The sequence below is a fragment of the Hymenobacter sp. BT559 genome, assembly GCF_017571525.1.
Lineage (GTDB): Bacteria > Bacteroidota > Bacteroidia > Cytophagales > Hymenobacteraceae > Hymenobacter > Hymenobacter ginsengisoli.
Genome location: NZ_JAGETY010000004.1, coordinates 340105 through 352545 on the forward strand (window position 1 = coordinate 340105; position 12441 = coordinate 352545).

At 63.0% G+C, this 12441-nt stretch carries 10 protein-coding genes; 5 read left to right on the top strand and 5 right to left on the bottom strand.

The genetic code is table 11. The features are described 5' to 3' along the window. Positions 1-193: 193 nt before the first annotated feature. Genes J4D99_RS07935 through J4D99_RS07950 form a run of 4 tightly spaced genes read left to right on the top strand, consistent with a single transcriptional unit; the run spans position 194 to position 4748 of the window. Complete coding sequence (locus J4D99_RS07935; protein ID WP_208131165.1) at positions 194-766, top strand: biliverdin-producing heme oxygenase; 573 nt, start codon at positions 194-196, stop codon at positions 764-766. Further along, positions 763-3072 (top strand): ATP-binding protein, encoded by a 2310-nt coding sequence (locus J4D99_RS07940; protein ID WP_208131166.1) that lies wholly within the window; start codon positions 763-765, stop codon positions 3070-3072. Before J4D99_RS07935 ends, J4D99_RS07940 begins: the two co-directional genes overlap by 4 nt. A 13-nt stretch (positions 3073-3085) precedes the next feature. Further along, on the top strand, positions 3086-3532 hold the full coding sequence (locus tag J4D99_RS07945) for a response regulator (protein WP_208131167.1): 447 nt from the start codon (positions 3086-3088) through the stop codon (positions 3530-3532). A gap of 10 nt (positions 3533-3542) precedes the next feature. Beyond that, the gene (locus J4D99_RS07950; protein ID WP_208131168.1) at positions 3543-4748 is read left to right on the top strand and encodes a response regulator; all 1206 of its coding nucleotides are present in this window, start codon (positions 3543-3545) and stop codon (positions 4746-4748) included. Positions 4749-4813: 65 nt separating this feature from the next. On the opposite strand, the gene J4D99_RS07955 is transcribed toward J4D99_RS07950, so the two are convergent. Next, positions 4814-6070, bottom strand: coding sequence for a hypothetical protein (locus tag J4D99_RS07955; RefSeq protein ID WP_208131169.1), 1257 nt, complete (start codon positions 6068-6070; stop codon positions 4814-4816). Between the two features lie 229 nt (positions 6071-6299). Here J4D99_RS07955 and J4D99_RS07960 point away from each other — a divergent pair, with 229 nt between their 5' ends. Further along, positions 6300-7445 carry a putative sensor domain DACNV-containing protein gene (locus J4D99_RS07960; RefSeq protein ID WP_208131170.1) on the top strand — a complete coding sequence of 382 codons (1146 nt, stop codon included), beginning with the start codon at positions 6300-6302 and terminating at the stop codon, positions 7443-7445. Positions 7446-7457: 12 nt separating this feature from the next. Here J4D99_RS07960 and J4D99_RS07965 read toward each other — a convergent pair whose 3' ends face one another. The 4 genes from J4D99_RS07965 to J4D99_RS07980 all read right to left on the bottom strand — a co-directional run bounded on the left by J4D99_RS07965 (position 7458) and on the right by J4D99_RS07980 (position 12401). Beyond that, entirely contained in the window at positions 7458-7877 is a 420-nt protein-coding gene (locus J4D99_RS07965) for a SpoIIAA family protein (RefSeq protein ID WP_208131171.1), read from the bottom strand. Positions 7878-7950: 73 nt separating this feature from the next. After that, positions 7951-9096, bottom strand: coding sequence for an alginate lyase family protein (locus J4D99_RS07970; protein ID WP_208131172.1), 1146 nt, complete (start codon positions 9094-9096; stop codon positions 7951-7953). Between the two features lie 134 nt (positions 9097-9230). Next, complete coding sequence (locus J4D99_RS07975) at positions 9231-11669, bottom strand: endonuclease MutS2 (RefSeq protein ID WP_208131173.1); 2439 nt, start codon at positions 11667-11669, stop codon at positions 9231-9233. 78 nt (positions 11670-11747) lie between these two features. Next, positions 11748-12401 (bottom strand): hypothetical protein, encoded by a 654-nt coding sequence (locus tag J4D99_RS07980; RefSeq protein WP_208131174.1) that lies wholly within the window; start codon positions 12399-12401, stop codon positions 11748-11750. Positions 12402-12441: the final 40 nt, after the last annotated feature.

Sequence of the window (12441 nt, forward strand, 5' to 3'; positions counted from 1 at the left end):
AAAAAGCGCTTGTAGCGCCGCCCGGCCCGCAGCAGGGCGCGTAGGCTAAGCTGCACCGTGCCCTAGGCCGCGTAGCTGTTGATGAGTGGGCTAGCTGTTTTTGTGGCCTTAGCAGCTGGCTTCTTCACCTCCCAGTTGGTCATTTCGCAATTAATTTGCAGTTTCTGCCTTTCGTTTAGCTGCTTCTGCTGTCTTGATTACCCCGCCTGCCCCCGCGCCCATTCTGGCCCGCCTGCGCACCGAAACCCGCCCCTACCACGATGCCGTGGAGCAGAACGAGTTCAACCAGGCGCTGGCCGCTGGCACCCCTAGCGAGGCAGCCACGGCCCGGTTTCTGGCCAAGATGTACGGCTTTCTGGCCCCCTACGAAGCCGCGCTGCTGGGCCACGCCGCCGCGCTAGGGCCGGCCTGGGAAATACCCGAGCGCCTGCGCGCCCACCTCATTCTGGAAGACCTGCACGCTACGCCCGGGCAGCTGCCGCTGTGCCCGTCCATGCCGCCGCTGGCCACCGTGCCGCAGCTGCTAGGGGCCATGTACGTGCTGGAGGGCTCGACGCTGGGCGGCCAAGTGCTGGCCCGGCAGCTGGCCAAGGCCGGCAGCGACTTGCACCGCTACTTTATTGGCTATGGTGAGCGAACCGGCCCGCGCTGGAAAGCGTTTTGCCAACTCTTAGCCCAAACCACCACCGACGCCAACGAAAACGACATTGTGCAGTCGGCCATTCATACGTTTCAACACTTAGCCGCCTGGCTAGCCCGCCCGTGAGCTTACCCGACGAAAGCCTGCTCGACCAGCCGATTACGCTCAGTAATTGTGACCGCGAGCCCATCCATATACCGGGGTCTATTCAGCCCTACGGCTTTATGCTGTGCCTCGATGAGGTATCGCATCAGGTGGTGTATGCCAGCGAGAATATCCAGGCGCTGCTCGGCTTTGACCCTGCCGAGCTGACGGGTGCCGAGGGCCTGAGCCGCCTGCTAGCCCCCGAGCGGGTAGCCGAGCTGGCAAAAGCCTTTCCGACCCTCACCGAGGCCCACTTGCTGCTGGGCGTGCGCCTGGAGCCGGTGGCGGGCCAGCCGTTTTACAAGCTCATCATGCACCGCTACGATGGGTTGTTGTGGCTGGAGTTTGAGCCGGTAGCGGAGCAGGGGCCGGCCAGCCTCGACCTGCCGTTTCTGAACGCTGCCCTGAGCCAGATGCTGAGTGCCGGCTCAGTCGTCGATTTTTGCCAGTATGCCGTGGAGCAGGTGCGCGGCATCACGGGCTTCGACCGGGTAGCCATCTACCGCTTTGCGCCCGACGAGAGCGGCGAAATCATTGCTGAGGCTTGCCGGCCCGACCTGGCGCCCTGGCTGGGGCTGCACTACCCGGCTTCCGACATTCCGCAGCAGGCGCGGGCCATGTACCTCAAAAACTGGCTGCGCTTTATTCCGGATGCCAGCTACGTGCCGGCCCGGCTGGTGCCGCTGCGCCCGCCCCGCGCCAGCCGTCCGCCCGACATGACCTACGCCGTGCTGCGCAGCGTGTCGCCCATTCACATCCAGTACTTGCACAACATGGGCTCGGCCGCCACGATGACGATTTCGCTCATCCAGGACGACAAGCTCTGGGGCATGATAACCTGCCACCACCTCACGCCGCGCCTCGTGAGCTACGAGCTGCGCGACTTGTGCCAGTTTATTGCCAAAACGTTTTCGGCCCTGCTCACCTCCAAGGAAAAGCAGGACGAGCAGGCCTACCAGCTGCAGGTGCGCGAGCGCCAGGCCCGGCTGTTTGAGCACGTTTCGACCACCTCCAATTTTGTGGAGGGCCTCTACCGGAAGACGCCCACGCTGATGGACGTATTCGATTGCAGCGGAGCAGCTATTTGCTTTGATGAGGAGATAATTATCCTGGGCACCACGCCCAGCCAGCCGCAGATAGAAGAGCTACTGGCCTGGCTGCAAGCCAATGTGCCGCAGGATATTTTTTACACCGACTCGTATGCTTCCCTTAACCCGGCGGGGCTAGCCCTGCGCGGCTCGGCCAGCGGCTTTATTGCGGCCTCTTTGGCCGAGGCGCCGGGCAGCTACCTGCTGTGGTTTCGGCCCGAAGTGGTACAAACCGTGACCTGGGCCGGCCAAAACGAAAAGCCCCAGCACCTGGAAGATGGCCAGATTTTTCTGTCGCCGCGCCAGTCGTTCGAGGCCTGGAAGCAGTTTGTCGAAAATACCTCGGCGCCCTGGAAGCCCCTCGAAATCAAGGCTGCCCAGGAAATCAGGCTGCACATTTCCGATGTGCGCCTCAAGGTATTCAATGAGCTGCACGCCCGTGCCCAGGCCCTGAGCCGCCTCAACGCCGAGCTGGAACGCAGCAACGACGAGCTCGACTCGTTTGCCTACGTGGCCTCGCACGATTTGAAGGAGCCCCTGCGGGGTATTCACAACTACTCGCTTTTCCTGCTCGAAGACTACGCCGGCCAGCTCGACGCCGACGGGGTAAGCAAGCTCCAGACCCTGGTGCGCCTGAGCCAGCGCATGGAAAGCCTTATTGAGGGCCTGCTGCAGCTGTCGCGGGTGGGCCGCCAGGACCTTACCCCGAGCGAAGTTGACCTCAACGAGCTGGTGGCCGAAGTGCTCGACCTGCTGCAGCCGCGCCTCGAGCAAACCCATACCTCCGTGGAGGTGGAGGGACCGCTGCCTACCATTCAGGCCGACCGGGTGCGCCTGTACGAGGTGTTCAACAACCTGCTTACTAACGCCATCAAATACAGCGACCAACCCATTAAAACGGTTGTGGTAGGCCAGGCCCCCGCCGGCCTGGCCGTGCCGGGCGTGGCCAATTCATCCGCCTATCATATTTTCTACGTACAAGACTTTGGCATTGGGATTGACCCCAGGCACCACGAAAGTATATTTAAGCTCTTTAAGCGTCTGCATGCCCAGGAGAAGTATGGCGGCGGCACCGGCGCGGGGCTAGCCATCGTCAAAAAGATGGTAGAGAAACATGGCGGGCGCCTGTGGGTTGATTCGGCACTCGGCCAAGGCGCTACGTTTTATTTTGCGTTACCAAAAGAATTAGCTACTCTATAAATTTATCAGAACCGTGCTTAACAATCCTTTAAAACCTGTACTAGTCGTTGAGGACAGCGCCGAGGACTTTACGGCGCTGGGGCGGGCTTTTCGCAAGCACGCCCTCCAAAACCCCGTGCTGCGCTGTGAAGACGGCGACCAGGCCCTGAGCTACCTGCAAGGCTATGGCAAGGCCGTAGGCTGGCCGGCCACGCTGCCCGCCATTGTGCTGCTCGACCTGAACCTGCCGGGCACCGATGGCCGCGCTGTGCTCAAAGAGCTTAAGAACGACCCGCTGCTCAATGCTATTCCGGTCATTATTTTCAGCACCTCTTCGAGCATACGCGACATTGAGGACTGCTACCGGCTAGGGGCCAACAGCTACCTCACCAAGCCCATTGACTACGCGGCGCTGGAAGAAAAAATCCGACTAACTATTACGTACTGGCTGGGCACTTCGGAGCTGCCCCCGCTGAACTGAGCCGCACCGCGTGAAGAAGATTCTTCTGATTGACGATAATGAACAAGACCGGCAGCTATACCGGCGTTTTTTGGGAAAACAACTAGGGTATGAGAGTGTAACGCTGGAAGAAGCTGCCTCGGGCGAGGAGGCGGTAGCGCAGTTTGCACGCGTGCAGCCCGACTGCGTGCTGCTCGACTACAACCTGCCCGATACCGACGGGCTCGACCTGCTGCTGAAGCTGAAGGAGCTAGCCCCGCCCAACAGCTTGTGCGTGATAATGATAACGGGTGGCGGCAATGAGGCGCTAGCCGTGCGGGCCCTCAACATGGGGGCCCTCGACTACTTGGTAAAGCAGCAGTTCGACCCCGAGCTGCTGGGCAAAACCGTGCGCCACGCCATCGAAAAAAACGAGTGGCGGCAGTACGAGTCGCGCTACCACCAGGAGGTGCAGGCCATGAACCAGCAGCTGCGCGAATCGCTTGAGATGGTGGAAGAAACCAAGCGGGCCCTCAGCGCCAAAAACGAGGAGCTGACCCACGCCAACCAGCAGCTGGCCCGCACCAATGCCGACCTCGACAACTTCGTGTACGCGGCCAGCCACGACCTCAAGCAGCCCGTCAATAACCTGCGCGGCCTGTTTGAGGAACTGCGCACGTCGGCCACGTTTGAGGACCCGGCCGCCCCACACATGTGGCGCCTGGCCGACGATTCGCTGCGCGTGCTGGCCACCACCATCACCGACCTGGCCACTGTGGTGCAGGAAGAGCGCCGCCCCGTGCGCGAGCTGGTGGAGGACGTGCCCCTAGCCACTGCCACGGCCGAGGCCCTGCAAAACCTGCACGCGCAGATACTGGCCACGGACGCCGCTATCACTACCGACTTTGCGGCGGCGCCCACCGTGCGCAGCGTGCCTAGCAACCTGCGCACCATTTTGGTCAACCTGCTGGCCAACGCCCTGAAGTACCGGCACCCCGACCGGCCGCCGCAGGTGCAGCTGCGCACCCGGCTAGCCGCCGGCCGCCCTGTGCTTGATGTGGCGGACAATGGCCTGGGCATCGACCTGGAGCGGCACGGCGCCGAGCTGTTTCAGCTGTTTCGGCGCTTCCACCCCGAAGCCGCTGCTGGCACAGGCGTCGGCCTGTTTCTGGTAAACCGGCTGGTGCAGGCCCAGGGCGGCCACATAGAGGTGGCTAGCCAGCCTGGCCAGGGCACTACCTTCAGCGTGTTTTTGTAACTGGCTGGTTAGTGAGTAGTGGTTGCTAGGCAGTTGACCGAGCACGACTTACGCCATCAGCCATGCTACGAAAACGGGCCGTAGCTGAGCAGCACGTATGTGTGCCAGCTGGCTGCTACGGCCAGCACTAGGGGGCGCACGTAGCGCCCGGGCCAGTAGGGCAGCAGGGCCGCCAACAGGCACAGCACCAGCGGCAGCAGGGTGTAGGCCAGCCGCTCGGGGTAATAGCCTAGCAGCGCAAAAAACAAGACAAACCACCCGCCTACCCAGCCTAGCGCCGGCCCGGCAGGCCGGGGCAGCAGCGCGGCTTGGCGCCGCCACCAGGTAGCCGCGAGCAGGGTAGCCCCCAGCAGCAGCCAGCCACCCACGAGCTGCAAGCTTCTGACGTAGCTTTTTAATTGGCCTAGCACCACCCCTGCAAAGCCAGGCTGCCCCCATGCTGCGGGCAGCCACACCAGCTGGTGGTAGCGCACGGCTTCGTGGTTGTAGTAGCTAACACCCTGGCTACGCAACCCGGCCACCCACAGCACCGTGGGTAGCCCAAATAAGCATGCGCTAGCCGCTAGCCGAGTTGCTAGCCAGCGCGGGGCCGGGCGGTGCCGCTGGCGCCCCAACCCATAGACCAGCGCAGGCCAGACCAGTAGAAAGCTTCCGTATGCGAGTGGCAGCAAGCCTAGCGCCAGCGACAAGCCCTCTAGCTGCGGCCAGCTAAGCACCCGCCGCTCAACCCAGAGCGCCAGCCACAGGCAAAACAAGGGCGCCAGAAAAGCTAGCATCTGCTGGTGGGCCGTCCAGAAAAAAGCCTTCGTAATGGGGTTAGCTACCAGTACCCAGGCTAGGGCATAGAACTGCCAGGCCCGCCCCCGACCGGCCGTAAGCTGGCCAAACAGGCTTCTGAACAGCAGCAGGCTAGCTAGCAGCGTCAGCCCATTGAGCACCACGTACCCGCTGTAGAAACCGTAGAAGCGCAGGTCTGCGGGGCTCCAGCGGGGGGCTAGCCCCAGATGCCCGGCCAAGGCAAGCACCGCGGTGAGGGGATAGCCCACGGCCGCCCCCAGCAACGCGTAGAGTGGGCGCGACTGCCGCACTTCCTGCGGCCGCAGCAGCCGCTGGGGCCGCTGCGCTACTTCCAGGTAGCCATAGCTGTCGTGGTTGACGACGAAGCCTAGCCCCGGCCCTACCTGGGCGTAGTGGCCCCAATACTCGACATCGGGCTGCCCCTGCGGGGCCGGCGCAAGCCAGAACGATAGGCAGGCTGCCAGCAGCAAAGCCAGCAGGGGCCCTGTGCGCCGAAGCTGGCGGCCACCCGGGCGCTTCTTCATTGGGTAGGTAGTTAGGGACGATTTAATTGTAAGCAACCCCGCTAGCTGGCAAACATACGCGCCATACTTGGCGGCCTGCTAACGGGCGGGCCACAAGGGCGCGCAGAGTTGGTGCAGCACCGAACTCCTGCTGCTAGTCCCCATTTTTGCCTGCGGCCAAGCAATTCTGGCTTCTTGCTGTTCTATAACTCTACCGGTCCAGCTGCTGCTCCCGGCCGCTCTCAGCCTCATGCTTTCTGAACCTTCCTATCTGGCTGCCCGCATGGTGGCACCTGCCCTCGCCACCCATTTTGCCCAGCACCTCGCCGGCGCGGCCTACCTGGGCCGCACGCTGCTACCCCCGCCCCCACCCGCCCCGCTGCTCGAAGCCATTATCGACGTAGCCTTCTGGGCTAGCCTGCGCCGGGAGGAGGGGCGGCCGCCGCGTATCTCGCTAGCCCTGCTCGAACCCGAAGCGGCCGGGCAGCCGCTGCTGTTTGGGCACCGGCTGCGCCTCACGCCGCAGGTCCTCATTAAGCTGGCGCCGGCCGTCGAGCACCCGGGCATTCACCTGGGCGTGGGGTTTGATGAGGAGGGACTTTATGTGTGGGGTACGGCCAGCCAGGTGCCGCCGGTGTGCTTTGTGCTGGAAGTGGTAGAACCGGGCCTGCTGGTGGCCAAGCACCGCCGGGCCGACGGCTTTGGCAAGTTTGTGAACGTGGCCGTGCTGCGCGGCGACCAGATACGGGTGGTAGATGAGCAAACTCAGGGCCTCGGCGACTATCCTGAGCTGCAGCTTTCGCTGCCGCCCATCCCCTGCCCCGGACCACCCGACCCTAGCACGACCAAGGTAGACGTGCTGCTCGAGCTGGCCCGCGCGATGCGGGCGCACGGGCGCGGCGGCTTGCTGCTGCTCGTGCCCTCCGGCTCCGACGCCTGGCAAGGCTCGGTGGTGCAGCCGCTGAGCTATCCGGTAGCGCCGGCCTTCGGCAGCATTGCGGCACTGCTTGACTCGGCCGACCGCAGCCACCGCGACTGGCAGGAGAACATCCTGGATGCCATTGAGATAGTGGGCGGCTTCACGGCTGTTGATGGGGCCACCCTGCTCACCAGCCAGTATGAGCTGCTGACCTTCGGAGCCAAGGTGACGCGCCGCGCCCACAGCACGCCCGTGCCCGAGCTGGTGCTCACCGAGCCCGTGGTGGGCAGCAGTGCTACCCGCCTGCACCCGGCCAAGCTGGGCGGCACCCGCCACCTGGCCGCCGCCCAGTTTGTGCACGACCAGCACGACGCCGTGGCCCTGGTAGCTTCGCAGGATGGCAATTTTACCGTTTTCTCGTGGTCGGAAGCCTTACAGCTGGTGCACGCCCATCGCATTGATGTGCTGCTACTTTGAGGGCTAGCCAGGTTATGCCGGCTGTTGCAGCAGCCAGGCCAGCGCCTCTTCTTCGGTGCTAAACGAGCGGTAGCGCAAGGGCAGCTCGGGCGTACTGGTAACGAAGGCCGTAGCCAGGCGCGTGAGCACGTTGTCGGCCACTACTACGGCCCCATGGCGGTAGCCGCTCTCGCGCACGGCCGCCGGCAGCCACTGCTGGCTTATCCACAGCTGCTCCTGTGGGGAAAAAGGCGGCATTTCTACCTGATTGACTAGGATGCGCCCCCAGCCGTATTGGCGCAGGGCGTGGGCCGCGGTCGTAAACATGGCGCACGTGTCGGCAAAGACGCGCGGCTGGACGCTCCAATGCAGGCGCAGGTACCTCGCCGGCTCGGCAATTACCCGGCCGGCGGCGGTGTGTAAAAGAACAGTAGAATCGGAAGGAGCCAGCATAAGCCGTCAAAAATACGCTGCTAGCCGCCTTTCCCTGGTGAAAGCCGTTAAGCGACGACCTGCTGGCCAGGCCCTAACGCGCCCCGGCCGGCTGCATGAGCGACGTAAAGCCGGCAAACGTGTCGTCGCCGGGCACGCCGTAGGGAGCCCCGCGCTCGCGCAGGGCCGCTAGCCGCGGCGTGCGGTAATAGGCATAGGCCGTTTCGATGCCAGGCCACACGGCCGGATGCGCCGAGCAGTCGGTGCAGCTGCCGGGCGCGTGCTCCAGGGCATCGAGCAGCTTCTCCCACCCTACCCGCAACTGCTGATTATGAAGCGCATACAGCGCCGTATCGCCCGTTTGCAGCCGTGCTATCTCGGCGGCATTGGTAAGGCCCGTGAGCGTGTACTGCGGGTGATGGCAGTCGCGGTCGCACAGCTCCTTCACATTGCCATTGGCGTAAAATACCTGCGGCTGCACGGCCAGCGCATAGCGGTAGCCCTTCTCGTATTCGGCCCGGTCATCAAACCACACCCCGAGCGCGAGCTGGGCATAGGCGCACGACACCTGCCAGTTATTGACCCAGCTTGTGCCGGCCGGCAGTGGGTCTACGTAGTCGGTCTGTAGTTTTTTCAGGAAGGTGCTGAAGGCGGCCACGTCGGCCGCGGGCCAGCCAGCACCCGTTTTGCCCCCTAGCCGATAGTAGCGGATAATCTCGGCCGCCGCCACGAAAGTGGGCGCCACCCAAGCCGCCTCCAAGTAGGTTTGCCGAAACTCGGTGGGCGAGCCGTCGGGCTTAGGCGAAGTGCTGTAGCGCTGAAAGTTGCGGGCGTAGCCATCGAGTATCTGCCGGGCCTGCCGGGCATAGGCGGCCTCGCCGGTAGCGGCCCAGCGCAGGGCGCAGGCGTAGGCCAGCTCCGCATCGCGCCGTATCTGGTCTTCGGTGGGGCTGCCGGCTCCCGCCACCGCATACACCACGCTGGGAAAGGAAGTGGGGATAGGATGCTTGGCTAAATAAGCTACCACCTGCTGCAAGCCGGCCACCCGCGCCTTATCGCCGGCCTTTAGCTGCGCCGCCACCTGGTCGAGGCTAGCCTGGGTAGTGAGCACCCCAGGGTGGCGAAAGGTTGTGGGTGACGAACTACCCACATAAGGCAGTGGACTTGCCTTACCCGACCCAGCGGCCTGGCCTGCCAGCATGAGGCCTGCCAGCCACCACAAAGAAAGATATGTGCTCATCTGGCAAACTTAGCTACTGCTCAACAGCCAGCGCCTGCCAGGCGGCGCCAGCCAGTGCCAACGCAAACTGCCCACCGGAAAACAGGCTTCCGATGGGCAGTTTGGCAAAAGCGAGGGGCTAGCGGGCAGCCAGCTTATTTCAGCACGGCAAGGGTTACGCCGTCGCCGCCGCGGTCGGCGTGCTCATCGCCCACGCTAGCTACGGCGCGGGTCTGGCGCAGGTAGTCGCGCACTACCTGGCGCAGTACACCGTTGCCGCGGCCGTGCAAAATCTTCATTTCCGGTACGCCAAACATCACCGCGTCATCGACATACGCCATGAGCTTGGTGAGTGCATCTTCGGCCCGCTCGCCGCGCAGGTCGAGCGTGGGGTTGAAGCCCGCCATGCGGCCAGTGAGGTCGAGGCTTTGGCCCCCGGTATTGGCAGCGGCTGTTTTGCGGGCGGCGGCTTCGCGCTCGCGCACCTCGGCGCGGCTCAGCTTTTCGAGCTGGCCGACCTTCACCAGAGTTTTCATGCCGCCGAAGAGGACCTCGGCGGTTTTACCCTTAACGCTTACCACCTCGCCGTGGCCCTCCTGACCTAGGATGGCCACACGGTCGCCGGCCGCTAGGGTGCTAGCTTCGGCCAACTCGCGGGTGGGTCGCGCCTTGGGCGGCTCTACCTGCAGCTCCTTGCGCACGAAGGTGTCGAGCTTCTCGCGGGCCTGCTTGGTGGTTTCCTTGTCGGCCTGCGAGCGGCGAATTTCGCCGATGGTGGCTTCGATTTGCTGGTTGGTGTCCTTGAGCAGCTTCTGGGCCTGCTGCTTGGCATCGCGCAGGCGTTCGAGGCGGGTGTCTTCGAGGTGCTGCTTCAGCTCCTGGTATTCCTGGGCGGCGCGCTTGAGGCGGCTTTGCTGCTTTTCTACGTCGCGCAGCTTGGCTTCGAGGTCAGTCTTGTCTTTTTCGAGGCCTTCGAGCAGGCGGTCGTACCGGATTTTGTCCTTGCCCACGAGCTGCGAGGCGCGCTCTACGAGCTGCCGGGGCAGGCCGATTTTGCGGGCAATCTCGATGGCGAACGACGAGCCCGGCTTGCCTATTTCGAGGCGATACAGCGGCTGTAGGCGCTCGGGGTCGTAGCGCATGGCGCCGTTCACTAGGCCCTCCGTTTTCTCCGCGAAGTTCTTGAGGTTCGTGTAGTGCGTGGTTATCACCCCAAAGGCGCGCTCCCTGTTCAGCTGCTCCAACACGGCTTCGGCAATGGCGCCCCCTAGCGTGGGCTCGGTGCCGGTGCCAAATTCGTCGATGAGGACCAGGCTTTTTTTATTAGCCACCGTCACGAATTGCTTCATGGCCAGCAGGTGCGACGAGTAGGTCGAAAGGTCGTTTTCAAGACTCTGCTCGTCGCCGATGTCGAGGAGAATGTCCTCAAACATACCGGCCTCCGAGTAGTCGTCGCACGGAATCAGCAGGCCGCATTGCAGCATGTACTGCACTAGCCCCACCGTTTTGAGCGACACCGACTTACCGCCCGCATTCGGTCCCGAAATAACGAGGATGCGCTTTTCGGGCGTCAACTCAATATCGAGGGGTACTACTTCGCGCTTCTCAGCATCGGGGCCGGCGGCCTTGTTGTGCTCCTTGAAGGTGAGGGCCAGCACCGGGTGGCGCACGCCGCGCCAGCGCAGCAGCGGCCGGGCGCTGAGCTCGGGCAGCTGCGCGTCGAGCTCGCGGGCTAGCCGGGCCTTGGCCCGAATGAAGTCGAGCAGGCCCAGGTAGTTATAAGCCTTGCGCAGGTCGGGCAGGTGCGGGCGTAGCTGGTCGGTGAGGGCCGTGAGAATGCGAATCAGCTCGCGCTGGTAGGCGTTTTCGAGGTCCTTGATGTCGTTGTTCAGCTCAAACACCTCAGCCGGCTCGATGTACACCGTCTGGCCCGAGGCGCTTTCGTCGTGGATAAGGCCGCGCACGCGGCGCTTGTGCTCGGCCACCACGGGCAGCACCAAGCGGCCACCGCGGATGGTGGGCTCGGCGTCGCCGGGTATCCAGCCCTCGCTTTTGGCGTGGCGCAGGATACCGGCCAGCTGCTTGCGCAGCAGCCCCTGGCGCTGAATGAGTTCCTGCCGAATCTGGCGTAGCAGCGGCGAGGCATCGTCGCGCACGTGGCCTTCGTCGTCCACCACTTTATCGAGGCTAGCCAGCAGGTTGCGGTCGGCCTGAATGCCGATGCCCAGCAGGCGCAGCGTGGGGTACAAGCCTTCGGGCGCCTGCGTAAAAAAAGTGAGCGCCGCCCGAATGGTGCGCAGGCTCATCTTGATTTCGTAGAAGGCGGCCACGTCGAGGTAGGCGCCGGGCAGCGAGGCGCGCTTGAGGTGCACGCGCACGTCGTGGTAGTGGGCGCCGGGAAAATCGCTGCCGCCGTTCAGCAGCTGGGCAAACTCGTCGGTCTGGGCCAGCAGCTTGCTGAGCTGCTCGTGGTCAGTAATGAACTGCATCTTGGCCACGTACTGCCGGCCGAGCGCCGAGAGGCAAAGCTGCTCCAGCAGGTCGCGGAGGGTAGAAAAGCCAATCTTGGCTTCAAAATTCTGGGGTACTAACAAATCGAATACAGGCGGGGATATGAACTAACTGGCCGCGAAGGTAAAACAGCAATCGGGGCGGGAAGATTCGCACGGAGGCTAGCGGCGCTGGTAATAAAAATTGGCCCAAATGAGCAAGTAGGGCAGCAGCAATAGTAAGGTAGGTACGATGTACACGGCCGGGTGCCGCCCGCGTGCCACGCCCCAGCCCACCCAAAGCGCCAGCACCATTAGCAGTCCGAACAACACGTTGGTAGAAGCCGGGCTTTTGAAGAACCTCACCATCGGTTCTTCTACTACCGTCACCTGCGCGCTCGGATTAAGTTGATTGTAAGCCTTTATCGCTTGGATAAAGGCTTGTTGAAAAGAAGCAAATTCCACTGAGTAGCGGCACCGAATCTTGTCTTCGTCACTAGCTACTGGCCACAGCAGTATATCCGTAACACTTTTGCCGACTCTGAACCGATAAGCCCGCAATTCAGCGAATAAATATTTTTCCGGCTGGCCGGCTCCCGGCTTCAACCATGCCACCCCATCGGAGGATAGCCACACCGACATCGGCTGCCAGAACAGCCACTCGCTGAACCTGGGGAAAAAGCTGGCCACCAGGGCCACCACGGGGCCGCTAATCAGCACCGCAAACCCTAGCGGCGGCGCGAAGCTAAACAGCAGTATCACTCCCATGAAGGCCGCTACTATAAACCACGGCAACTGCTTAAGCCGGTGGTTTGGCACCAAGAGTTGAAATTCCATACAGCCGCTTTATCGCGCATCGTTAGTTGGGCATTACGAC